Origin of the sequence: Mesorhizobium sp. M0768 (genome assembly GCF_040320195.1) — a bacterium.
Taxonomy (GTDB): domain Bacteria; phylum Pseudomonadota; class Alphaproteobacteria; order Rhizobiales; family Rhizobiaceae; genus Mesorhizobium.
In genome coordinates this window covers 23,728-46,979 of the sequence record NZ_JAMYPD010000012.1, presented here as the reverse complement: position 1 = coordinate 46,979, position 23,252 = coordinate 23,728, and the positions used below count along the sequence as shown (strand labels likewise).

Below are 23,252 nucleotides of genomic sequence, written 5' to 3'. Positions count from 1 at the left end.
CTTATGATTTTAGCGGCCGGAGCAGCAGGAATCGACCAGCGCGGCCAGCGATGCCGAAACATCGGCGAGCGCGGCGCGGTCGAGCTCATAGCGGGAGCGCTGGCGGTCAGGCTCGAAGCGGATCAGCCCGGCCTCGACCAGGATCTTCAAATGCTGGGAAACGGTGGACTGCGCCAGGTCGAGATGCTCGACGACCTCGCGACAGCAGCAGGAACGGCTTGCGGAAAGGTGTTTGAGAATTTCGATCCGCGCTGGATGCGAAAGGGCCGCGAGCCGGACAGCGACAGCGCGGCTATCCGGCATGCAGTTGGCCGGCGTGCAGTTGGCCGGCGCGCGTTCATCTGCCGCGCGGCTTCGGTCCGTTACGAGGGGGGATTCGGTCATCGTCCATCGGCGATAAACGATGACTGGCCCTGCCGCAAGCTATCCTGATGGGCAGAACGGCTATTCGGCCTTGACTGGCGCCGTCGTCATCTGGTCGCCCATTGCCTTGAGATCGGCGGGCTCGCCTTCCTTCGATTTCTCCGGCACCTTGAACACCTGCCCCGGCCAGATTCGGTTCGGATTGCTGATCTGGTCCTGGTTGGCGAGATAGATGGTCGAGTAGCGCATGCCCTGGCCATAGACCCGCCGCGAAATCCGCCACAGCGTGTCATGGCGGCGGATGATGACTGCGCCATCGGCATGTTCGAGCTTTGGCGCCACGGTCTCGGCCGTTTCGCCCGGAGGCGCTACGACAGCCGTTTCGGCCGGGGCCTCGGTTGTAGGAGCGGGGGCAGTTGCGGGCGTTTCGGTGACCGTTGCCGGTGCGCCTTCGGTCGCCGGAGCATTCGGCTCGGCTGGTTTTATCCCGGCGGGCTTCTGCTCGGCCGGCGCCACGGCCGCAACCGCCTCACCAGGCTCGCGCTCGAACGGCACAGCCGCACGGGCAACCACCGTCACGCCGTCGGCATCGAGCGCATCGACGTGGATGGTGTAGGTGCCGACCGGGATGTCGCGTGTCGCTTCGACCAGGAAGTGGCGGTCGGGCGAGGTCTTCGCGTCACCGAGCAGGATATCGTTGGCATACGCACGCACCTTGCGGCCGGGATCGGCGACGCCGGCAACGAAAATCTTGTTGCCGTCGATTTCGACAGCTTCGACGACGATCTTCCGCTCCGCCGCGGAAGTAGCGGGCGCTGCCGGTGTGGCGGGCGCTGCCGGAGCCGGCGCGGCTTCAACAGCGGCCGGCGCGGCAGGAGCAGACGCTGCTGGAACATCAGCCGCCGGGGCGGCTGGCGCCGGCGCTGCGGCAGCCGGCAATTCGGTGCCCGTGGCGGGTGGCTGAACGGCCGCCTGTTCGCCGACAGGCGGCGAGGCGTCAGATTTCGCCTGAGGGGCCGGAACAGTGAGCAGTTCGGACGGCTTGCCCGGCTCCTCGACCATTGCCAGCACCTGGCCGGTGGAATTCTGGGGGATCGAAACGACGGCGGTCTGCGCCGAGGCGGTCACGACATTGCCAGCTGTAGAGCGCAGCGTGATCGTATAGTCGCCGGGCTTCAGCGGATCGTCGAGAATAATGGCAAAGGCGCCGTCGGGACCGGCGACCGTCGAGCCGAGCACAGCCGAACCGTTGAGAATCTCGACCTTGGCGTTGGGCGCCGCATTGCCGGCGACGACGATCGAGCCGTTGCTTTCGACGCGCACGATGTCGAAGGTCGGCACGATTGCACCTGCTGTGGCCGGCGCGGCGGGCGCTGCCGCATCGGTGGACGCGGCAGACGCAGGCGGCAGCTGGTCCTCGGTCGCCGGAGCGGCCGGTTTCGAAGCCGGCGGCGTCAGCGCCGCGACCTCCGCAGGCCGGGTAGAATTGAGATACGGGTCGAGTGCGCCCGATACATAGGCGGTTCCCGCTGCTGCGACAGAGCCGCCAGCCGCGAACAAAAACGCCTTCAATGGATTAATTGCCATGTTTCCCTGCCCCTTAGCCACCTAATTTCGGTCTAGCCTGTTTTGCCAAAGCCGACAAGAAAAAGCCCGCCCCGGGGCTTGACCATGCCTATAGTCCCTATCACCAATCATAACATGAACACGATTCGATCTGTCTGCGTCTATTGCGGCTCGTCCCCGGGCCGAGATGAGACCTATATCAAGGCCGGACACCTGCTTGGCCGCTCGATCGGCAAGTCCGGCCTGCGTCTGATTTATGGCGGCGGCACCAAAGGGATCATGGGTGCCGTCGCTGAAGGGGCATTAAAGGCCGGTGGCAAGGTAACCGGCATAATTCCACGCTTTCTGATCAACCGGGAGGCGACCGAAACCGCGCTTAACCGGCTCGACGAGCTCGTCATCACCGACAACATGCACGAGCGCAAGCACAGGATGTTTGAGAAATCCGACGCCTTTGTGGCGTTGCCCGGCGGCATCGGCACGGTCGAGGAGATCGTCGAGATCATGACTTGGGCGCAGCTCGGCCATCACCGCAAGCCGATCGTCTTCGGCAACGTCGGAGGGTTCTGGGATCCGATGCTGGCGTTGCTCGACCACATGGCAACGGAGGGCTTCATCCACACGGCGCAACGGGTCAAGCCGCTGGTGGTCGAGGATCCGGAAGCAATCGTCGCCGCTATCATGGTGGCGGGATCCTCCGTCGATGCACCGACGGAGGGTGTGCAGTCGGTGATTGATAAGATGTAGAGTGAATGGTGAATGGTGAATGGTGAAGTAGAAGACTTTCCAAACCGGCGCCTGTCCATTCACTATTCACTATTCACTCCTTGCCTACTGCCTTCCTCAAGTCTCCGATGACCGCACGCTTGTCCTGACGCCGCCAGGCGAGATGGATCGAGACGGTGCGTTCAAACCACGGCAGATCGCGAAACACGGTCTGAGGCGGCGCGGCACTCCGCAGGCTGGCCTGCACCGTCGCCAGCCCAAGCCCGGCGCTGACCAGGCCCAACGACGTCAACGGATCGGTCGTCTCATAGGCAATGTCGGGCAGGAAGCCCGCCTTCGCGCAGGCGGCGAGAAATTGGCTGCGGTTGGTGTCGTCAGGCTGGCGCACCACCGTGATCCAGGTGCGTCCGTCCAGTTGCTGCGGCAGTATCTCCGCGATTTCTGCCAATGGATCGCCTTTCGGCATCGCCAGAACCAGCGGCTCGCGCATGATGAGCATGGCGGCGATGTCGGGATCGTCGGCAGAAGGAGGCGTGTAGACGAGGCCCAGATCGAGCGATCGTTCGCGCAGCGCTTCGATCTGGGCGGCGGAACGCTGACCCTTCAGTTGAAGATGAAATTCGGGCCGGTCGCGGCGAAACTGGCGCAGCATCCGAGCGACAAGCCCGGCATGGACCGCACCTTCCACATAACCGATGGCGAGACGGCCGACCGTACCGCTGGCGAGATTGCGGCCGAGCTCCTCCAGCCGTCTTGCATGGGCCAGCAGCGCACGCGCCTCGGCAAGAAAAGCGCGGCCCTCCGCATTGAGATGAACACGCTGCCTCGCCCTCTCGAACAGTGCGACGCCCAGCTGCTCCTCCAGCTGAATGATCTGACGGCTGAGCGGCGACTGCGAGATGTGCAGCAATTCGGCGGCACGCCCGACGTTGCCGGTTTCGGCCACCGTGATGAAATAGCCGAAGCTGGCGCAGGTCGAACATTGTTGCTTCGATGCTCAAGTCCCGTGAGGTCTCAAATTTAGCCTAATCAGTCTTGGACTGTCTGGCCAGCAGAAGCGAATATTTCCGCCATTCCAACGGCCAACATCAGGAGATTCCGATGCAGTTCTTTGCCCTTCTAGCGCGCAACACCGAAAAGTTCACCGACGCCGATTTCGCGCCGCTGCTGCCTGGCGAGGCCGAGCAGCGCCGCACGCTCTATGCCGAAGGCGCCGTGCGTCAGGTGTGGAATCGGGGCGACATTCCCGGCAGCGGCATGATGTTCGAAGCCGGCAGCGATGCCGACGTGCGCCACGATCTTGCAACTTTGCCGCTGGTCAAGGCCGGCATGATGGATATTGCCGCCGTCGTGCCGCTGCAGCCATATCCCGGCTTCGAGCCGAAGCGCTGAGCGCTCGTGAAAGACGCGGCTGCCGGCATTAAGACCGGCCAGCCGTCTTTCTTCGTTACGCGGCTCGAGCTGATGCGGAAACGGTCTTGCGCGCCGAAGAAAACATCGACCAGGAGTACATCGCCAGTGCCGCCCAGATCAGCCCGAAGGCTATGGCCTGAACACTGCCGAAAGGTTCGCCGAAAATCAGCACCGCGATCAAAAAGACGATCGTCGGCGCGATATATTGCATGATGCCGATGGTGGAGAGGCGCAGCAGCCTGGCGCCGAACGCAAACAATAGCAGCGGCACGGCGGTGACCGGACCGCAGCCGATCAGCAAGGCGGTGTCATTCAGCGAGCTGGAGACGAAATGATCCTGTCCTGTGGCGATCAGGAAGATGATGTAGCCGAGTGCCGGCACCGACAGCAGCAGCACTTCAAGCAGGAAGCCCTGGCTCGGGCCGATTGGCAGCGTCTTGCGGAAGAAGCCATAGGCGGCAAAGGAAAAGGCTAGCACCAGCGACACCCAGGGCAGTTTGCCGGCGTCGATGGTCAGCACCGCGACCGCGATTGCCGCCAGCACCACCGCCGCGATCTGCAGGCGGTCGAGCCGCTCGCCGAGGAGCAGCGCGCCGACAACGACGCTGACTAGCGGGTTGATGTAGTAGCCGAGCGCGGTCTCGATGGTGCGGTCGACCGCGATCGCCCAGACATAGATGCCCCAGTTGACCGAGATCAGCGCCGCCGTCAGCACCGCCATCGAAATGATGCGCGGCGAACGAACTGCCGCTTTGAAATCGGCAGTGCGACCGGCCCAGACCAGGACAGCGGCCGCGATCGGCACCGACCAGACGATGCGGTGGGCGATAACTTCGGCCAGCGGCAGATGCGCGACAGCCTTCATGTAGAAGGGCAGCAGCCCCCAAAGCAGGTAGGCGCCGAGCGCCAGCAGGAAGCCGCGACGAGCTTTGGTATCGGCCTCGATGTGAAGTGCTTGGGTAGTCATGGCCCAAGGCTATGCGCCAGCGGCTTGCCCAAAACCATCGCAAATTGCTGATGGATCAATGGAGTCTTGCTGATGGTTCAACACGACCGCTAAACGTCGAACAATTGCCGCTGTCTGCGAGAGTGATTGCAGGCCCGGCACGACACGGTCTCAAGGCGGAGCAGGCTTCTCCTTGAGTTCGAAAAAGACGTTGTCGGGCGAACCTTCATCGTGCCTAAAGCCCGTCAGTTCCGCCGCAAGATCGAGGGGAAGGTCAAAAACAAGATCGACCTCTGTACCTTTGCTATCTTCTTCATCCTGCTTTGAAAAACACTGTTGCTTCAGCGCTTCGAAAGACGCAGGGAGATCACCCGTGACATGCAAGTCCCGCACGGTCTTGTCGCCGCTGTGCCAGACTTTCCAGATGTTCCTTCCGTCGCGCCAGAGCTCGGCGCGCGCGAACATTACATGCTCTTCTATGTGCGCGATCACGATTTCCCGCTCTTGCGAAATCGCGGCCAGATATTGCTGAGGCGGGTTCGGAAAGCTGCAGGGATCGAGGATGATGATCGCCCAGTTCTTTTCGCTGGCATAGGCGTTCACAGGCGCTTCGAAAATCTCCGATGGATCGCCAATCTCGCGTCCGAACAACGCCGCAGCTTCCTTTATCCCGTAACCGCGAAAGCCCAGCCAGCTTATCGAAAAGCCCATTTCTTACTCCGCCGCCGCCAAGCCCGCCATGTCGCGGTTCTTCATCAGCTTATAGACGATCGAATCCATCAGCGCCTGGAAGGAAGCATCGATGATGTTTTCGGAGACGCCGACCGTCCACCAGCGCGCACCGGTGCCGTCATGCGATTCAATCAGCACGCGGGTGATCGCCTCGGTGCCGCCGTTGAGGATACGCACCTTGAAGTCGGCCAGTTCGAGATCGGCGATCTCGCTCTGGAATTTGCCGAGATCCTTGCGCAGCGCAATGTCGAGCGCGTTGACCGGGCCGTGGCCTTCGGCCACCGACATCTTCTCCTCGCCCTCGACCAGCACTTTCACGATCGCCTCCGAGACCGTCTTCAGCTGGCCGTTGGCGTCGAACCGGCGCTCGACCATGCAGCGGAAAGAAGTGACGCGGAAGAATTCCGGCAGGCCGTGCAGCATCTTGCGCGCCAAAAGCTCAAAGCTGGCGTCGGCACCTTCGTAGGCATAGCCCTCGGCCTCGCGCTCCTTGACCACGGCGATCAGCGCGTCGAGGCGATGGTCGTCCCGGGGCATGTCGATGCCACGCCGTTTCAGCTCAGCCAGGAAATTGGCCTTGCCGCCCTGGTCCGAAACCATGACGCGGCGGCGGTTGCCGACGGTCTCTGGCGGCACATGCTCGTAGGTCGCCGGCTCCTTTGCCAGCGCCGAGGCATGGATGCCGGCCTTGGTAGCAAAAGCGGAGGCGCCGACATAGGGCGCCTGCGCTTCGGGCGCACGGTTCAGCAACTCGTCGAAGGCGCGGGACAGGCGCGATATACCGGTCAACGCCTCTGCCGAAATGCCTGTAGCAAAGCGGCCCGAAAAGGCCGGCTTTAACGCCAATGTCGGCACGATCGAGATCAGGTTGGCGTTGCCGCAGCGCTCGCCGATGCCATTCAGCGTGCCCTGGATCTGGCGGACGCCGGCATCCACGGCGGCAAGCGAATTCGCCACCGCCTGGCCGGTGTCATCATGGGCGTGGATGCCGAGATGGTCGCCCGGTATGCCAGCGGCGATCACCTTTTCGACGATGGCGCGCACCTCGGAGGGCTGCGTGCCGCCATTGGTGTCGCACAGCACCACCCAGCGCGCGCCGGCATCGTAGGCCGTCCTGGCGCAGGCCAGCGCATAATCGGGGTTGGCCTTGAAGCCGTCGAAGAAATGCTCGCAGTCGACCATCGCCTCCTTGCCAGCAGTGAGCGCCGCCTCGACCGAGGCCTTGATCGCCTCGAGGTTCTCCTCATTGGTGCAGCCGAGCGCGACGCGGACATGGTAGTCCCAACTCTTGGCGACGAAGCAGATGGCGTCCGACTTCGACTGGACCAGCGCGGCAAGCCCAGGATCGTTCGAGATCGACACTCCTGCCCGTTTGGTCATGCCAAAGGCAACGAACTTGGCATCGGCCGTGCGACGCTCGGCAAAGAAGGCGGTGTCGGTTGGATTGGCGCCGGGGTAGCCACCCTCGACGTAGTCGATGCCGAACTCGTCGAGCAGCTTGGCGATGGCGATCTTGTCCTCGACGGAGAAGTCGATACCCGGCGTCTGCTGACCATCGCGCAGCGTGGTGTCGAACAGATAAAGGCGCTCGCGAGCCATGGTCATTTCCCGGCAAACATGTCCGTTGCGCGGATCAGCCTGTCGAGGATACCCGGCTCCGAATAAGCGTGGCCGGCGCCTTCGATCAGATGGAAATCCGCTTTCGGCCACGCCTTGTGCAGCGCCCAGGCGTAGCGCGCCGGGCACGGCATGTCGTAGCGGCCGTGAACGATGGTACCCGGGATATCCTTAAGCTTCCATGCATCGCGCAGCAGCTGTCCCTCTTCCAGCCAGCCGGCATGGACGAAATAGTGGTTCTCGATGCGGGCGAAAGCCAGGGCATAATCATCCTGGCCGAAGGGACCGCTGGTTTCCGGTTCCGGCAGCAGCGTGATCGTCTCGCCCTCCCACAGGCTCCAGGCGCGGGCTGCCTCGACCTGCGCCACAGGATCGCTGCCGACCAGCCGTTTGCGGTAGGCGGCCATCATGTCGCCGCGCTCGGCCTCCGGGATCGGCGCCAGAAACCGCTCCCACTTGTCGGGGAACATCTCCGACACGCCGAACTGGTAGTACCATTCGAGTTCGGCGCGGGTCAGCGTGTAGATGCCGCGCACGACCAGTTCGCTGACCCGCTCGGAGTGGGTCTCGGCATAGGCCAGCGCCAGCGTCGAACCCCACGAACCGCCGAACACCAGCCATTTGTCGAAGCCGCACATTTTTCGCAGGCGCTCGATGTCGGCGACCAGGTGCCAGGTGGTGTTGGCTTCAAGCGAGGCATTAGGCGTCGATTTTCCGCAGCCGCGCTGGTCGAACAGGATGACATCGTACAGCTTCGGATCGAACAGCCGCCGGTGCTTTAGCGAAATGGTGCCGCCCGGCCCGCCATGCAGGAAAACAGCCGGCTTGGCCCCTCTGGTGCCGGAGCGCTCCCAATAGACCTGATGGCCATCGCCAACGTCGAGCATGCCGGACTCGAAAGCCTCGATCTCGGGATAGAGGGTACGGAATTCGCTGCTCATAATTTCAGGCCCTGCTGCGGCCAGTTGGCCGTCTCGTGATCGGGATGCTGGAAGGAGATGATGGATTCCTGTCGCGCGTAGAAATCCGGGTCGTCATGGATCGGCGCGTCGAAGATCGTCTCGACCCAAGGCAGCCTGGCGGCGTAGTTAACCTGGATCTGCGGCGCCAGATCGGAACCGTCGTCGAAGGCGCCGATGGCGATCTCCAGCGCGCCGGGCTGGCGGTAGGTCAGCGGTGTGCCGCAGCGGGCGCAAAAGCCGCGATCGATGTTGACCGACGACTGAAAGTAACTCGGCTCCTCGCGCACCCATTCGACGCCGTCGCTCGGCACTGTCACCAGCGCGCCGAAAAACGACCCGAACTGTTTCTGGCACATGCGGCAATGACAAATGGACGGGTGGCCGAGCGCCCCGTGGATGCGAAAGCGCACGGCGCCGCACTGGCAGCCGCCGGTACGAACGGTTTCGGTCATGATTTTTCCTCCGGCGGCCATTGTTCGGTGTCGTGGTCGGGATGTTGGTAGGAGACGAGATCGGCGAGATAGGAGGCCGACGAGACGTCGGCCATCGTTTCCTCACCTGGCAATTCGTGGACGTGATCCACGTACGGGAGCTTGGCTTCGACACCCCATTGGATGGTCGGCGCAATCTCCTCGGGGTGGTCGAATGTGGCGATGGCGAGGGCCACCCCGTCGGGCGCTTCAAAGGTCAGCGGCGTGCCGCATTCGGCACAGAAACCGCGCAAAGCCGCGTTGGACGAGCGGAAGCGTTTGGGCTCACCGCGCGTCCAGTCCAGCCTTGCGCCGCGCACCGAGACCAGCGGCAGGTAGAAATTGCCGCTCGCCTTCTGGCACATGCGGCAATGGCATACGGAAGCATCGCCGAGAGCTCCTTCGACGCGGAAGCGCACCGCGCCGCACTGGCAGCCGCCTGTATAGACTGGTCTGTTGTCGAGGCTCATCGCGCACTACTCCGGGGCATGGCAAACCGCCTCGACATTGTTGCCGTCGGGATCGAAAACAAAAGCGCCATAATAGTTCGGATGGTAGTGCGGGCGCAGGCCCGGCCGGCCATTGTCCTTGCCGCCGGCGGCAATCGCCGCGGCGTGAAAGGCATCGACCTCGGCGCGGCTGCGAGCCGTGAACGCGACATGCTGATGATCCTTCGGCTTGTCCTTGCCGGCATGCAGCCAAAACACCGGCCGGTCGCGGCCGTAGCCGCCGACCTTGGCGCCGCCGGTATATTCCTGCGGCACCATGTAGAGCAGCGCGGCGCCGAGCGGCGCCATCGCCTTGTCGTAAAAAGCCTTCGACGCGTCGAAATCCGAAACGGTGATGCCGAGATGATCGATCATCTTTTTACCTCCCAGGTGGTGATGCGTTCGCCGGTGACGGGGTCCTTGCCGTCCTTCAACTGGATGCCTTGCGTCAGCAACTCGTCGCGGATGCGGTCGCCCTCGGCCCAGTTCTTTGCGGCGATCAGCGCGAGGCGTTTGGCGATCGCCTTGGCAATGGCGTCTTCATCCACCTTGGCTGTTGCGATGTCGAAGCCGAGGAACAGAAGCGATGCCTTCAGTGAAGCGGCAGCATCGTTGTCTTCGGCGGCTGCGTTGCCGCTACCTGCGTTGAAATCAACAGCATCACCAGCCAACTGCGTCAGCAACTGGAATGCGGCGTAGGTGGCAAGGTCATCCGACAGCGCTTCGATCACATCCGCCGGCACCGGCTTTGCCGTCGGCGGCGCCAGATCGGCCGCCCGCTTCCATTTGCGCAGCGTATTCTCCGCCTCTTCCAGCTTGCGCACGGAAAAGTCGATCGGCTCGCGATAGTGCGTCATCAGCATCGCCAGCCTGAGCACCTCGCCCGGCCATTTGCGGCCGCCAAAGGTATCCGTCTCCAGCAATTCGGTGATCGAATAGAAATTGCCCAGGCTCTTGGACATCTTCTGGCCCTCGACCTGCAGGAAACCGTTGTGCATCCAAACCTTGGCCATCGTTTCGGTGCCGTGGGCGCAACGCGATTGCGCGATCTCGTTCTCGTGGTGCGGAAAGATCAGGTCGAGACCACCGCCATGGATATCGAACACCTCGCCGAGATAGGCGGCCGACATCGCCGAGCACTCGATGTGCCAGCCCGGCCGACCCCTGCCCCACGGGCTGTCCCAGCCCGGCTCCTCGGGCGAAGACAATTTCCACAGCACGAAATCCTGCGGGTTCTTCTTGTGCTCATCGACGGCGACGCGGGCGCCGGCCTGCTGCTCATCGAGATTGCGCTTCGACAACTGCCCATAATCCGGCATGGAAGCGGTGTCGAACAAGACTTCTCCAGCCGCGACATAGGCATGGCCGCGTTCGATCAAGCGTTGAATCAAGAAGATCATGTCGACCTTGCCGTCGGGCCTGGGCTCGACGAACTCGGTGGCGCGCGGCTCGACCGTCGGTTCCAGGCAACCGAGCGCCGCAACGTCCTTGTGGAACTGACCGGCGGTCTTTTCGGTGACCCGGCTGATCGCTTCGTTCAGCGACAGCTTGCCCGATGCAATTTCGCCGCCGAAATCGCGCAGCGCGCGAGCGTTGATCTTGTCGTCGACGTCCGTAATGTTGCGGACGTAAGTGACGTGCGCTTGCCCGTAGAGATGGCGCAGCAAGCGGAACAGCACGTCGAAGACGATCACCGGCCGCGCATTGCCGATATGGGCGAAGTCATAGACCGTCGGGCCGCAGACATACATGCGCACGTTGCGCGGATCGATCGGGAAGAAATCCTCCTTGCTCCGCGTTAGCGTGTTGTAGAGGCGCAGGCTCTTCGATGCGTCAGACATACGTGCGTTCCCGGTGTGTTACTTTGGCATGACCTTTTGGGATCGTGCCTGGATGGAGTCGGTTACGCCGAGGCGCGAATCGGCTCCAGCCTGCTGGCCGGGGCGTTTGTCCAATCTGGGAGGAGATGAGGCGAAAACGTCCAGGACCAGCGCGAGGCTAGCCAATAATGCAAATGCCACAAATGGCGAAAGACGTTCTCATGGCCGGCTTTATCGCCTTGCCCGGTGTTGCCGTCAAGTCGCTACCTTCGCCAAAAATATCGTTGGCTCACAGGAATTGAGCCACTGAAACATTTTATTAAACAGGTCGGCACTGTGATGAAACATTCGCCGGCTAGATCAGCAAGCGTCACGATTTGGTCGGATTCGGCCAGCAAACGCAGACACGAAGACGTTACCAGGGAAGAGAACAATGCCTAAGCAAGAATCCAACCGCGCCAAGCAACCGGCGCTCGCCAGCCATTACCGGGCGATCGGCCCGGCAGCAATCGTCGCAGCTCTTCTGCACACCGCGAAGAAGAAGAAGCCGGCGCAAAAAATCGTTTCGCCGCGCGCTGCCTGAGAATGCCGTCGGGAAGATTGAGGCGCTCACGGCGAACCAGTAATAGTAGCTTTTGCTAAAATAAACTCATCTGACTGTCGTTCGCGCCGGACTTCCGGCGCTTGACCTTGTCGGGCTCAAGCTCGACGACGCCCTTCTCCTGAATCTCCGGCCCGGTATTGGCGACCTTGTTGACGAGGTCGGAAATCGGGATCGCTTCGAAGAAATCGAGCTGGGCGGGTCTCAGCAGATCGGCCACGTCGCGCGGCTCGAGCGTGCGGCAATCCAGCCAGCGCGCGAAATCTTCGGGATGGATCACCACCGGCATGCGGTCGTGGATATGGGCAGTGTCGGCATTGGCGTGGGCGGTCAGAATGGCGCCGGTGTCCATTTCCGAGCCGCCCGGCTCGGCATAGGTCTCAATCAGCCCGGCGAAGGCGACAAGCCCGCCACCCCTTGGCCGCACCCAATAGGGCTGCCCTCTTCTGCCACCGGTTTGGTGCCATTCGTAGAATCCCGAAGCCGGTACCAGGGCGCGCCTATGGCGCATGGCAGCGCGAAACGACGCCTTTTCCGAAGCCCCCTCAGAACGCGCGTTGAACAGCAGCGGGAAGTTACGCGTATCCTTGACCCAGGCCGGGATCAGGCCCCAGCGCACCAGCATCGAGCGGCGGTCGGGCAGGTTCGAGCCCGGCGCCTGTGGCAATCCGGCGAACGCCATCAGCACCGGCTGCGTCGGCGCGATGTTGTAGCGGGCCGGAAACTCCTCAAGTTCCGCTAGGCTGAGAAAGGCGGCGGTCTGGTCCGGAGTGGCCGTCAAAGCAAAGCGTCCGCACATGAATTCAGCTCTCGAATTGGTGGCATGTGAAAGTGGCCATGGAATCCGCCTTTCGCAACCGCTAAAGCTGTTCGCCGGCGGCCGGTCCACAACGGGCTATGCCAATCGAGCGATCCGAAGCCCATGGAAGCACGCAAGATCATTCCGGCAGTCTCGGTCTGCGTCGTGCGCGAGAACACGGTGCTGCTGGTCAAGCGGGCCAGGCCGCCCTCGCAAGGTCTCCATGCCTTTCCCGGCGGCAAGGTCGAAGCCGGCGAGACGCTGGAACAGGCAGCACGGCGCGAATTGCTGGAAGAGACCGGATTGCAGGCGCGCAGCTACCGGCCGCTGCGGGAAATCCACATCGACGGCAGCGGCGACGGGCATCCTATCGACTACTGGCTGACGGTGTTTGGGGCCGAGTATGCTGGCGGCGAGGCGGTGGCCAGCGACGATGCCGAGACCGCGGGTTTCTATACGCTGGCCGAAATGACAGCGATGCCGCTCGCCGATGCAGTGTTTGAAATTGCCGACGATCTACTCGGTCCCGACAAAGACGGCGAGATCTGAGCCAGAGAATCGCCTTGCAGGCGACAAATTGTTTCAGCACAAGGACCCATGACCCGCACGTCTTCGTTTCTCGCCGCATGCCTCGCCGTCAGTGTGGTTGTCGGTGCGCGCCCGGCGATTGCCGCCGAAGCACCGTTCGAGCCCGGGCTGATGCGGCTGGCGGAAGTGCTCGGCTCGCTGCATTTCCTGCGTAATCTGTGTGGCGAGAAGGGCGATCGGTGGCGAGCCGAGATGGAAAAACTGATCGCATCGGAAAATCCGAACCCGGAGCGGCGCGCCCGCTTCATCGCCAGCTTCAACCGCGGCTACCGGTCGTTCGGCGGTACTTATACGCAATGCACGGCCTCGGCGACGGAAGCCATCAGCCGCTACATGAAGGAAGGCGAGACGCTGTCTCGCGACATCGCCTCGCGCTACGGAAACTGACGGCGGCAGCCGCTTTGCGGAAAAGCCGCATCAAGGGTCGGCGCCGTTGCGGCGGACGCGTTCGACGCTTCTCCGCTTGCCTCGAGTGAGGTCTTGGTGCAAACCTGATGTTGCACTTTTGCAACTATGTTAACGAAACGTTAGCGCGCAGATGTGAAATTAACTCAAACTGAAGGTTTCCGTCCCCTTGGCCTGCCTAATCGGCTAAGTTTGAAACGGATCGGACGCAGGTTTGCTGGACGCGACGGAATTTGTAGACGACGACCAAAAAAATGTCGCATTTACAAATACTTACTGCGCCTGCGTGTAAAAGGGACAACTCAAGCTTGATCCCTGTCCAACGGATCACCGCTTGAAAGGGTGGACATCGCAATGGAACATGGCGTCAACGACATCGACGCGCTGGTCAGGGAAGAAAAGCGCCTGACCGCCGTGGAAAGCCACAGCGAAGCCTGGGCAGAAGGATTGTCGGCCGGGATCGAGCCGGAAATCATCGCCGAGGCGGCCCTCGAAACGGCATTCGGCGAAATGCTGCGCACCAATGGCGAGACCTCGGCGCTTGCCCTGCTCGATCGCATGCGTGAAAAGGTGATTGCCGGGGCCTTCGAGCCCGAAAGACTGCGTCACTGACCCCCGTTCTTTGACGACGGCGCGCCGCCGGACATCGTGTCCGGGCACATGGATGGGCTGGAACCAGGGAGTAGCAGGCGGTGAATTTTTCGATATCAGGCAAGCCGCGCGGCCTGGTCCTCAGCATTTGGTTCACCGCTTCCTGCGCCATGATTCCTTCTGCACTGTTTCTTGCGAGCAGTCCCTCTCAAGCCCTCAGCGAGATCAAGCGCGAAGACCTTCCCTCACCGGTCACGCCGCCCGACGCTGACATGTCGCCGCCCGGAAGTACCGTGCCGATGCCCGGCCCGCTCGGCACGACGCCACCACCGGCCAGCCAGCCGACGCCATCCGACGAGCCGGAACAAACCGAACCGAAAGGGCCGGCCAACGATGGCGGCATGGCCAATCCGCATGTCGATCCGGACGCGCCCGTGCCCGAAGTCGTCTACGACCTGGCCAAGTTGCCGGAACCGGTCAGGCGCATGCACGATCTGATAGTCGAGGCCTGCAAAAGCGGCGACATCGAAAAACTTCGGCCGCTGATCGGCAAGGGCGACACGATGACCCAATTGTCGCTGGGGGACATCGAGGGCGACCCGATCGCCTTCCTGAAGGGCCTTTCGGGCGATACGGAAGGCCAGGAGATCCTCGCCATCCTGGAAGAAGTGCTCAGTGCCGGTTTTGTCCATGTCGATGCCGGCACGCCGCAGGATCTCTATGTCTGGCCCTATTTCTTCGCCCTGCCGCTGGACAAGCTCGATGCCAGGCAGCGGGTCGAGCTGTTCAAGATCGTCACCGCCAGCGACTATGACGACATGAAGCAGTTTGGTGCCTACATTTTCTACCGCGTCGGCATCACGCCGACCGGACAATGGACGTTCTTCGTCGCCGGCGACTAGCGCGCCAGCGCCTCGGAAAATTCCACCGCCCTGCCCTGGCTTGGCGTGACGATCTCGCCTTCCCACATCACGCGCCGGCCGCGCACGATGGTGCCGACGGGCCAGCCGGTCACCTGCCTGCCGTCATAAGGCGTCCAGCCGGCCTTGGAGCCTTGCTGGGCGTTGGCGATGGTGTCGCGGCGCTTCAGATCGACGATGGTCAGATCGGCATCGTAGCCGGCGGCAATACGGCCTTTCCTGGCGATGCCGAAAATACGCTGCGGGCCGTGGCTGGTCAGGTCGACAAAGCGCTGCAATGTCAGCCGGCCGGCGTTGACATGATCCAACATGATCGGCACCAACGTCTGCACCCCGGTCATGCCGGACGGCGACGCCGGATAAGGCTTTGCCTTCTCGGCCAGCGTGTGCGGCGCATGGTCGGAGCCGAGCACATCAACGATGCCTTGCGCAACGCCGTACCAGACCCCGTCGCGATGGCGCGTGGCGCGCACCGGCGGGTTCATCTGGATCAGGGTGCCCAACTGCGCATAATCATCGGCGCTCAGCGTCAGATGATGCGGCGTCGCCTCGCAGGTCGCGACATCCTTGTGCTGCTCGAGGAAGCCTACCTCCTCGGCGGTCGAGATGTGCAGCACATGGATCCGGGCGCGGACCTGGCGCGCGATGCGCACGAGGCGCTCCGTGCAGCGCAACGCAGCGATCTCGTCGCGCCACACCGGATGTGAGGACGGATCGCCCGCGATGCGCTCGCCAAGCCGCTCGCGCAGCCGGAACTCGTCCTCGGAGTGAAAGGCGGCGCGGCGGCGTGTGTTCCTCAGGATCGAGGCAACGCCTTCGTCGTCCTCGACCAGCAGGTCGCCGGTGGACGAGCCCATGAAAACTTTTATGCCGGCCGCACCAGGCAGCCGCTCGAGATCGCCAGCGTCTTTTGCATTGTCGCGGGTCCCGCCAACCCAGAAGGCAAAGTCGCAATGCATGCGGCCGGTGGCACGCCGCACCTTGTCGGCAAGGGTTGCCTCACTGGTGGTCAGCGGATTGGTGTTCGGCATCTCGAAGACGGCGGTGACGCCGCCGAGCACCGCTGCCCGCGAGCCCGTCTCCAGATCTTCCTTGTGCTCCAGGCCCGGCTCGCGGAAATGCACCTGGCTGTCGACGACGCCCGGCAGGATGTGCAGCCCACGGCAGTCGATCGTCTCACCGGCCGACGCCTGGCGGAGGTCGCCGATGGCAGCGATGCGCCCACCATTGATGCCGACGTCGCGAAAACCCTGGCCGTCGTGATTGACCACGGTGCCGCCTGTCAGGATGAGATCGTAGATGGGGGCCATACGGATCCGGTCTCTTGCGGGGGAAGTGCCAGCGGCTTACGTAATGGCCGATAGTTTTGCAAGATCAGGCTCGTTTTCCCACCATGCCCTTTGCCCCGCTCAGAGATCGCGCACTCGTTTCCGTGTCCGGGCCGGATGCCGAGCACTTTTTACAGAACATCCTGACCACCGACCTCGACGTGCTCGGCAGCAGCGAAGCAAAGCCCGGCGCGCTGCTAACGCCGCAAGGCAAGATCCTTTTCGACTTCCTGATCTCGCGCGCCGGCGAAAATGCTTTCCGACTTGAATGCCGTACCGAGACCGCCGATGATTTCATGCGCCGGCTGACGCTCTACAAATTGCGCGCCAAAGTCGAAATTGCCAAGCTGGATCAGCCGGTTGTGGCCGTCGCATGGGGAAGCGATTCAACCACTTCGCAATTTGAATCAGCACCGTTTGCTGATGCGCGGTTTGTCGATACTGCCGTCAAGCGCTTCTACGATGACACCGCAGATGGCGGCGACCTTGCCGCATGGCAAGCCTTTCGCATCGCCCATGGCATTGCCGAAAGCGGTGCGGACTACCAACTCGGCGACGCTTTTCCGCATGACGTGCTGCTCGACGAGATCGGCGGTGTCGGCTTCAAGAAAGGCTGCTACGTCGGCCAGGAGGTCGTCTCGCGCATGCAGCATCGAGGCACTGCCAGGCGTCGGGTGTTGATTGTCTCGGCCGAACGCACCCTGCCCACTTCGCGCGCAGAGTTGACCGTGGAGGGGCGACCGGTCGGCACGCTTGGCTCGACCGCGGCCAGGACAGGCCTTGCCATTGCCCGCATCGACCGGGTCAAGGCAGCGCTCGACGCCGGCCTGCCGATCCTGGCGGAGGATGTCGCCGTGTCGCTCGCTATCCCGTCCTGGGCGAAATTCAGCTTTCCGCAGGAAGCCATCGGCGCGGAGGATGCCTGATGGCTGCCGATCGCGCCGGGGCGCCGCCGCGCGCCTGGCAGCGCATGCTGTCCGGCCGACGGCTCGATCTGCTCGATCCCTCCCCGCTCGACATCGAGATCTCCGATATTGCCCATGGCCTTGCCCGCGTCGCACGCTGGAACGGCCAGACCAGAGGCGAGCACGCCTTTTCTGTCGCCCAGCATTCGCTGCTGGTCGAAACGCTTGTCGGCGAGCTGATGCCGGATGCCGACGCCGACGCGCGGTTGGCGGCGCTGCTGCACGACGCGCCGGAATATGTCATCGGCGACATGATCTCGCCGTTCAAATCCGTGATGGGCGGCAGCTACAGGGATTGCGAGATCAGGCTGCAGCGCGCCATCCATCTGCGCTTTTCACTGCCGGCCGAACTCGACGCGGGACTGCGCAAGGAGATCAAGCGAGCGGATCAGATCGCCGCTTATTTCGAAGCAACGCTGCTTGCGGGTTTTTCGACGGCAGAGGCGACGGAGTTCTTCGGCAGGCCGCGCGGCTTCAACGCCGAGCGCTTCGACGTCACGCCGCGCTCGGTGACTTGGGCGCAGAATGCCTTTCTCAAACGCTTTGCGGCGATCGAAAAGTCGCGACGCCAGACTGCCGTTCCAGCCGGCTGAAAACGGTAAATTAACCGGCAGGGACAACAGTGCCATGGTTAACCATGGTCCATAGGCTTGCCTCATGCCCGTTGCCGGTATCAAGGCTGGTTCGTCCGTCCGCCGACGGAGGGCCAAAGGCGTTGGTCAGCCGCAACCTATTGAAGACGAGCTGCGCGAACAGAACGAGCGTTTTTCGGCAGCGGTCGAGAACATGTCGCATGGCCTGTGCATGTTCGATGCCGATGAACGGATGATCATCTGCAACGGGAACTACATCAGTATCTTTCGCCTCGACGCCGAAGTGGTGCGCCCCGGCATCCGGTTTTTCGACATCCTCCAGCACAGCGTGGATATCGGCATCGCCTCGCAAAGCGCTGAGCAACTCTATGCTATCCGCAAGCCCTATATCGACCAGGCAAAACCTTCCACCTATGAGGAAACGCTTGCAGACGGGCGTATCGTCAACATTTCGCACCGGCCGCTGGCGTCAGGCGGTTGGGTATCGATCTACGAGGACATCACCGAGCAACGGCGCGCCGAGCAGGAGTTGAAGGAGCAGCACCGCCGTTTCGACGCGGCACTTGCCAACATGTCGCAAGGCCTTTTGATGTACGATGCGGATGGCAAGCTGATCGTGCGCAACGAACGTTTCCTGGAACTTTATCATGTCAGACCGGCCGACTTCCCGCTTGGCATGAGTCACCATGATGCGTTCAAGCGGCTGCTGGAACTGGGCATTTATACAAAGCTCGACCCCGACAGCGAAATCTCGCAAATCGAAGCCTGCCTGCGGGCGGGGAAAACACACGTAACGCATCGCCATCTCGCTGACGGCAGGACGCTGCTGGTTGCGCGGCGGCCGATGAGCGGCGGCGGCTGGGTCGCGACGTTCGACGACGTCACCGAGCGCAGGCGCGTGGAAGAGCGCATGACCCATCTTGCGCACCACGACACACTGACCAACCTGCCCAATCGCTCGATGCTTCGCGAACGGCTCGACCAAGCCCTGAGTGAGACGAGAGACGGATCGCTGGCGATATTCTCGCTCGACCTCGATCACTTCAAGGCGGTCAACGACAGCTGGGGCCACCCCGCCGGCGACTGGCTGCTGAAATGCGTGGCCGAACGGCTGCAACGGTGCCTGCGCAATGAGACGGACGTTGTCGCCCGCTTCGGCGGCGACGAATTCGTTATCATCCAGTTCAATCTCAAAAGCCCGGGCGACGCGGAAAAGCTGGCCAAACGCATCGTCGAGATCATCGGAAAGCCGTTTCGCGACAAAAGACACGACATGCGTGTCGGCATCAGTCTCGGCATCGCGCTGTTTCCGAATGACGGCAAGGACGCCGACACTTTGCTGAAAAATGCCGATATGGCGCTCTATCGGGCAAAGAGCGAAGGGCGCAACCTGTACCGCTTCTTCGAACCAGCCATGGACGCGATGGTGCGGGCACGCCGGGCGCTCGAAATCGATCTCAGGGCAGCGCTGTCGCGCCGGGAATTCGAGCTGGATTTCCAGCCGATCATGAACATCGCCTCCGGCGAAATCGTCGGTGCCGAAGCCTTGATGCGCTGGCGTTCGCCGGTGCGCGGCCTGGTACGGCCGGACGACTTCATTCCGGCCGCCGAGGAGACCGGGCTGATCGTGCCGCTTGGAGAATGCGCGCTGCGAAAAGCCTGCACGACCGCGGCAGGCTGGGCGGCTTGGCGCATCGCAGTCAATGTCTCCGCCGTGCAGATCAAAAGCGGTACCTTTGCCCGCAGCGTTATCTCGGCACTGGCGTTCTCGGGCGTGCCGGCCAACCGGCTTGAACTGGAAATCACCGAAACGGTGCTGATGGACGAGAGCGATCTGGTGCTCAAGACACTCAGGCAGCTACGCGATCTGGGCGTCCGCATCGCGCTGGACGATTTCGGCACCGGCTATTCGTCGCTGGGCTACCTCAGGCGCTTTCCCGTCGACAAGATCAAGATCGATCGCTCTTTCACCCGTGACATCGACAGTCGCGATACCGCGGCGATCGTGCGCACCATCATCGGGCTTGGCGCACAGCTGGGCATCACCGTCACCGCCGAAGGTGTCGAGACCGAAGCGCAGCTTGAATTCCTGCAAAAGGAGGGTTGTGTCGAGGCCCAGGGCTATTTGATCGGGGTGCCGTCAAAGGCGTCGGACATTAATCGGCTGCTGAAGTCGAGCGCGACGATCCGGCAGTCCGGCTAAGTGCGACAGTCTCGCGGAAGCGCGGGCAACCGGCTTAGATCTCCTTGAGATGACGCTCGATCCGCGTGTTAATTCCTTGATAGGAGAAGGCGGCATTCAGGTGTGGCGAACCAGGAGGTTCCCAACGGGTCAGAGATGTCCGCTCAATGCCTCCACCATATCCTTGTTCGTCGCCACGGGAACGATCTCGAATTCGACCAGATCCGCCCATTCGATGACCCACCGCTGCAGGAGCGTGACGTCATCGGCCTCCACAAGCAGGAAGCAGCGGCTCATATCCGCTGCGATCCAGCTGTGGTGCACGAGAAGCGCGTCCGGCTTCAGGCGGCCCTGGTCGCGGAAACGGCGGTAGATCTCCTTGCGGTCGCAGCCGCGAAAATCCTCGGTTACGAAGAACAGCATCTTTTTCCCCTCAGTTCGGATATTATCGCCCCGGCCGGTCGAGCCGCTCCAGGAACCACTGCGTCAGCCGCACCCAGACCTCGTCTTTTTCGCCGGAGTCTTCCCAGCCGTGGTCGAGGTTGGGGTTGTCGTTGACCTCGATGACGAAGACGCCGTCCCTGGTTTCCTTGAGGTCGACGCCGTAGAGGCCGTCGCCAATGCAGCGCGCCGCGCTCACCGCCGTCTCGACGACGTGGGCCGGTGCTTCCTTCAGGGTGAAGGTCTTGATGCCGCCCTGGTCGGGCTTGCCGTTGGCCTTATGATTGACGATCTGCCAATGTTTCTTGGCCATCAGATAATGGACGGCGAACAAGGGCTGGCCGCCGAGGACACCGACGCGCCAGTCATATTCCGTCGGAATGAATTTTTGCGCGATCAGGAGGTCGGAATCCTCCAGCCATTCGGTTGCGAGCGTCTTCAACTCTTCGAAGGTGCCGCATTTCTTGACGCCGCGCGAAAACGAGGAGTCTGGGATCTTCAGCACCAGCGGGAAGCCCAGCGTCTGTGCCGCAACTTCCAGGTCCGAGGTGCCGGCAATCATCACCGTCGGCGGCACCGGTACCTTGTTGTAGGTCATCAGCTCGTTGAGATAGACCTTGTTGGTGCAGCGGATCATCGACAGCGGATCGTCGATGACCGGCATGCCTTCCTGCTGGGCGCGGCGGGCAAAGCGGTAGGTGTGGTTGGAGATCGAAGTGGTCTCGCGGATGAACAGCGCGTCGTAGTTGGCGAGCTTGGCCAGATCCCGCTTGGTGATCGGCTCGATTTCGACGCCCATCTTTTCAGCGATCTTGGCCCAGTGGCGCAGCGACGAAATCTCTGACGGCGGCAGTTCCTCATGCGGATCGACCAGCGTTGCGAAAGTGTAGCGCGCCGGCGTGCGGCCCTTGGTGTCGCGCCACTCGCGGTTGGTGTAGGTCTCCAGGCACTGGAGAAAGTGCGTTTCCTCGTCCTCGGTCATCCTGGCCAGGGGATGGAAGCCAATCTTGCGGATCGAGGCCCATTCGGCGCTGTCCCTGATGTGGAGCTCGAGCGCCGGGGCACGGAACCAGTCGAACAGAAGTTTTGCGAAGCGGTCCCAGATCCTGGATGGTCCGATGCCGAAGAAGATGCAGACCTTCTGCGGAAAAGCGCCACCCAGGTCCTTGCGGCACTTGTTGAGTGCGAGTTCGAGTTCCGGCAACGCGTGCTCATAGAGCTTGCGCTCCGACAGGTCGATCATCGTTTCGACCGTCGGGATGACCTTATGGCCGCGCGAACCGGCAAGCAGCGACGCGTAATAGCCGCGGCTCTGGTAGCCGTAATTGTTCGACAGGTTGATTACCTTCGGCCGCTGACCGCGAAAGAGTGCCGGATGGGCAAGGTAGTCGCGATTGGTGATGATCTTGTGCGGCGTCGCCACTTGGTCGAGATCGTTCTGCCGGCCGGTAAGGATGACCCAGGTCATTGGCTGTCGCGCTTTCCGAGAGTGATGGCGGCGCGCAATCCGTCGCGGCCGAATTGCGCCATGTTCATGAAGATGCCGTAAGGCACGGGAATATTGGCAGCATCGAGGATCGTCTCCTGCCGCTCGTCCTCGACCCAGGGGTCGTGGATCAGGATATGATCGCCGTCGTCACCGATGGCCAATACCCAGTGCGGAACCTTCTTGCCGAACATCAGGAAGCCGCTGATCAGGACCAGTACCAGTTTTCCCTCTGCGATCGCGGTGCGAATGTCGTCAAGCCCGAATGAACGGTAATTCACCGGGATGCCGTAAAGTTCCGCGCGGCGGCGAAAGTCGACCTGCGCCAGCTCCATCACCCGGCGCTTGTCCTCGCTGCGCACCGACTGCAGGAACAGCGCGCCGTAGAAGGAGACATAGATCTCAGCAGCAAGCCCGCTCTCATAGCCGGCGACGGCCAGCCCGAACGGTTCGCAGCCGCCCGGCCCCGACATCATGAAAACGGTCGTCGCCTCACGCCACAGCCTGATTTCCATAACCGGATCCGGCACGAATCCGGGGTCGAAGTTAGCCATCGCCATCATCAGGCAGCATGGTCCGCAGGTGAATTCGCAAGTCTGCTGATAAAACGGCACTTCGGTGGCGACCGGAATGTCGCCGCGCAAGGTCTTTTCATAGCGCAGCGCAGTGGCGCCATCCTCGTAGTAGTCCGGTTCACGACCGATCTTGCGGTAGCCGCTCTGCTCGTAGATCTGGATGGCGCGCGGGTTGTCCTCGCGGACTTCCAAACGAAGCATCATGCGGCCATGCTCGAAAGCGGCGGCTTCAGCCTGTTCCAGCAGCAGGCGGCCAACGCCGCGGCCGCCGAAAAATGGACCGACGGCGATCGAATAAAGCCGCGCGACGCCGCTGCCCTTGCGAAACAGCACGACCGCATAGCCGGCGACGTGGCCATCGTTCTCCCCAACCAGCAGTTCGGCGGTGTCGCGTTCGATCAGTTGGCGAAAAGAGCGGCGAGAAATGCGGTCGCTCGAGAAAACAGCTTTTTCGATGGCGGCGAGGTCATCGACGTCGGACGCGCGGGCCTTGCGAATCTCGGCAGGCATGCGGGCTCAGAAAACCTCGATTGGGTTGTGGAAACTGCCCTAGTCTAAACATCGGTCACACCAGCCGAAGTGCCAGCATTCAGCAAGCGCTATCGCACCTCGATTAGGGCCGAATTGTGACAGTTTTCAAGGCAGGCAGGTCGCGCAAAGGCTTTGAAACGACCT

At 62.3% G+C, this 23,252-nt stretch carries 26 protein-coding genes; 10 read left to right on the top strand and 16 right to left on the bottom strand.

What is annotated here, in order from left to right; genetic code table 11:
- Positions 1-9: 9 nt before the first annotated feature.
- The gene (locus tag NKI08_RS17185; RefSeq protein WP_352637880.1) at positions 10-384 is read right to left on the bottom strand and encodes an ArsR/SmtB family transcription factor; all 375 of its coding nucleotides are present in this window, start codon (positions 382-384) and stop codon (positions 10-12) included.
- A gap of 60 nt (positions 385-444) precedes the next feature.
- Positions 445-1,950, bottom strand: a complete 1,506-nt coding sequence (locus NKI08_RS17180) for a LysM peptidoglycan-binding domain-containing protein (protein ID WP_352771055.1) — start codon at positions 1,948-1,950, stop codon at positions 445-447.
- Positions 1,951-2,064: 114 nt separating this feature from the next.
- Here NKI08_RS17180 and NKI08_RS17175 point away from each other — a divergent pair, with 114 nt between their 5' ends.
- Complete coding sequence (locus tag NKI08_RS17175; protein WP_352471073.1) at positions 2,065-2,676, top strand: LOG family protein; 612 nt, start codon at positions 2,065-2,067, stop codon at positions 2,674-2,676.
- 73 nt (positions 2,677-2,749) lie between these two features.
- Here the strand turns inward: NKI08_RS17175 and NKI08_RS17170 are convergent, their stop codons facing one another.
- Complete coding sequence (locus tag NKI08_RS17170; protein WP_352771052.1) at positions 2,750-3,601, bottom strand: LysR family transcriptional regulator; 852 nt, start codon at positions 3,599-3,601, stop codon at positions 2,750-2,752.
- A 155-nt stretch (positions 3,602-3,756) separates the two neighbouring features.
- On the opposite strand from NKI08_RS17170, the gene NKI08_RS17165 reads away from it, so the two are divergent.
- Positions 3,757-4,047 (top strand): muconolactone Delta-isomerase family protein, encoded by a 291-nt coding sequence (locus NKI08_RS17165; protein ID WP_352771050.1) that lies wholly within the window; start codon positions 3,757-3,759, stop codon positions 4,045-4,047.
- Positions 4,048-4,102: 55 nt separating this feature from the next.
- Here NKI08_RS17165 and rarD read toward each other — a convergent pair whose 3' ends face one another.
- The 8 genes from rarD to cysS all read right to left on the bottom strand — a co-directional run bounded on the left by rarD (position 4,103) and on the right by cysS (position 11,124).
- The gene (gene rarD / locus NKI08_RS17160; RefSeq protein WP_023677738.1) at positions 4,103-5,035 is read right to left on the bottom strand and encodes an EamA family transporter RarD; all 933 of its coding nucleotides are present in this window, start codon (positions 5,033-5,035) and stop codon (positions 4,103-4,105) included.
- 150 nt (positions 5,036-5,185) lie between these two features.
- Complete coding sequence (locus NKI08_RS17155; protein ID WP_352501831.1) at positions 5,186-5,725, bottom strand: hypothetical protein; 540 nt, start codon at positions 5,723-5,725, stop codon at positions 5,186-5,188.
- Positions 5,726-5,728: 3 nt separating this feature from the next.
- Entirely contained in the window at positions 5,729-7,351 is a 1,623-nt protein-coding gene (gene cimA / locus NKI08_RS17150) for a citramalate synthase (protein ID WP_352471068.1), read from the bottom strand.
- Positions 7,348-8,304, bottom strand: coding sequence for a prolyl aminopeptidase (gene pip / locus NKI08_RS17145; protein ID WP_352771048.1), 957 nt, complete (start codon positions 8,302-8,304; stop codon positions 7,348-7,350). Before pip ends, cimA begins: the two co-directional genes overlap by 4 nt.
- Positions 8,301-8,777, bottom strand: a complete 477-nt coding sequence (locus tag NKI08_RS17140; RefSeq protein ID WP_352771046.1) for a GFA family protein — start codon at positions 8,775-8,777, stop codon at positions 8,301-8,303. Before NKI08_RS17140 ends, pip begins: the two co-directional genes overlap by 4 nt.
- Positions 8,774-9,265, bottom strand: coding sequence for a GFA family protein (locus NKI08_RS17135; protein ID WP_023677742.1), 492 nt, complete (start codon positions 9,263-9,265; stop codon positions 8,774-8,776). The genes NKI08_RS17140 and NKI08_RS17135 overlap by 4 nt, the downstream gene beginning before the upstream one ends.
- 6 nt (positions 9,266-9,271) lie before the next feature.
- Entirely contained in the window at positions 9,272-9,658 is a 387-nt protein-coding gene (locus NKI08_RS17130; protein ID WP_352471065.1) for a VOC family protein, read from the bottom strand.
- Positions 9,655-11,124, bottom strand: a complete 1,470-nt coding sequence (gene cysS, locus NKI08_RS17125; protein WP_352771044.1) for a cysteine--tRNA ligase — start codon at positions 11,122-11,124, stop codon at positions 9,655-9,657. Before cysS ends, NKI08_RS17130 begins: the two co-directional genes overlap by 4 nt.
- A 412-nt stretch (positions 11,125-11,536) precedes the next feature.
- Here cysS and NKI08_RS17120 point away from each other — a divergent pair, with 412 nt between their 5' ends.
- Positions 11,537-11,686 (top strand): hypothetical protein, encoded by a 150-nt coding sequence (locus NKI08_RS17120; protein WP_023677745.1) that lies wholly within the window; start codon positions 11,537-11,539, stop codon positions 11,684-11,686.
- Between the two features lie 55 nt (positions 11,687-11,741).
- Here the strand turns inward: NKI08_RS17120 and NKI08_RS17115 are convergent, their stop codons facing one another.
- On the bottom strand, positions 11,742-12,503 hold the full coding sequence (locus NKI08_RS17115) for an SOS response-associated peptidase (RefSeq protein ID WP_352771041.1): 762 nt from the start codon (positions 12,501-12,503) through the stop codon (positions 11,742-11,744).
- A gap of 123 nt (positions 12,504-12,626) precedes the next feature.
- On the opposite strand from NKI08_RS17115, the gene NKI08_RS17110 reads away from it, so the two are divergent.
- The 4 genes from NKI08_RS17110 (at position 12,627) to NKI08_RS17095 (ending at position 14,989) form a co-directional block, all read left to right on the top strand.
- On the top strand, positions 12,627-13,052 hold the full coding sequence (locus NKI08_RS17110; protein ID WP_352771039.1) for an NUDIX hydrolase: 426 nt from the start codon (positions 12,627-12,629) through the stop codon (positions 13,050-13,052).
- Between the two features lie 48 nt (positions 13,053-13,100).
- A complete protein-coding gene (locus NKI08_RS17105; protein WP_352771037.1) occupies positions 13,101-13,478 on the top strand; it encodes a TIGR02301 family protein in 378 nt (125 codons plus the stop codon).
- A 372-nt stretch (positions 13,479-13,850) separates the two neighbouring features.
- A complete protein-coding gene (locus tag NKI08_RS17100) occupies positions 13,851-14,108 on the top strand; it encodes a hypothetical protein (RefSeq protein ID WP_023677749.1) in 258 nt (85 codons plus the stop codon).
- Positions 14,109-14,188: 80 nt separating this feature from the next.
- Positions 14,189-14,989 (top strand): hypothetical protein, encoded by an 801-nt coding sequence (locus NKI08_RS17095; RefSeq protein ID WP_352771035.1) that lies wholly within the window; start codon positions 14,189-14,191, stop codon positions 14,987-14,989.
- Here NKI08_RS17095 and NKI08_RS17090 read toward each other — a convergent pair.
- Positions 14,986-16,317: a dihydroorotase gene (locus tag NKI08_RS17090; RefSeq protein ID WP_352540781.1), complete on the bottom strand. Its 1,332-nt coding sequence runs from the start codon at positions 16,315-16,317 to the stop codon at positions 14,986-14,988. The genes NKI08_RS17095 and NKI08_RS17090 overlap by 4 nt on opposite strands.
- An 83-nt stretch (positions 16,318-16,400) precedes the next feature.
- Here NKI08_RS17090 and ygfZ point away from each other — a divergent pair, with 83 nt between their 5' ends.
- The 3 genes from ygfZ to NKI08_RS17075 all read left to right on the top strand — a co-directional run bounded on the left by ygfZ (position 16,401) and on the right by NKI08_RS17075 (position 20,096).
- Positions 16,401-17,261, top strand: a complete 861-nt coding sequence (gene ygfZ / locus NKI08_RS17085; RefSeq protein WP_352771033.1) for a CAF17-like 4Fe-4S cluster assembly/insertion protein YgfZ — start codon at positions 16,401-16,403, stop codon at positions 17,259-17,261.
- Positions 17,261-17,893 carry a YfbR-like 5'-deoxynucleotidase gene (locus NKI08_RS17080; protein WP_023719870.1) on the top strand — a complete coding sequence of 211 codons (633 nt, stop codon included), beginning with the start codon at positions 17,261-17,263 and terminating at the stop codon, positions 17,891-17,893. The genes ygfZ and NKI08_RS17080 overlap by 1 nt, the downstream gene beginning before the upstream one ends.
- 64 nt (positions 17,894-17,957) lie before the next feature.
- Entirely contained in the window at positions 17,958-20,096 is a 2,139-nt protein-coding gene (locus tag NKI08_RS17075) for a putative bifunctional diguanylate cyclase/phosphodiesterase (protein ID WP_352771031.1), read from the top strand.
- 129 nt (positions 20,097-20,225) lie between these two features.
- Here the strand turns inward: NKI08_RS17075 and NKI08_RS17070 are convergent, their stop codons facing one another.
- From NKI08_RS17070 to NKI08_RS17060, 3 genes are read right to left on the bottom strand one after another with little or no spacing between them, the layout of a single operon-like run.
- Positions 20,226-20,498, bottom strand: a complete 273-nt coding sequence (locus NKI08_RS17070; protein ID WP_023719871.1) for a DUF3303 domain-containing protein — start codon at positions 20,496-20,498, stop codon at positions 20,226-20,228.
- A 22-nt stretch (positions 20,499-20,520) separates the two neighbouring features.
- Positions 20,521-21,984 carry a RimK family ATP-grasp domain-containing protein gene (locus NKI08_RS17065; protein ID WP_352448993.1) on the bottom strand — a complete coding sequence of 488 codons (1,464 nt, stop codon included), beginning with the start codon at positions 21,982-21,984 and terminating at the stop codon, positions 20,521-20,523.
- On the bottom strand, positions 21,981-23,087 hold the full coding sequence (locus NKI08_RS17060) for a peptidase C39 family protein (RefSeq protein WP_352471055.1): 1,107 nt from the start codon (positions 23,085-23,087) through the stop codon (positions 21,981-21,983). The genes NKI08_RS17065 and NKI08_RS17060 overlap by 4 nt, the downstream gene beginning before the upstream one ends.
- Positions 23,088-23,252 lie beyond the last annotated feature (165 nt).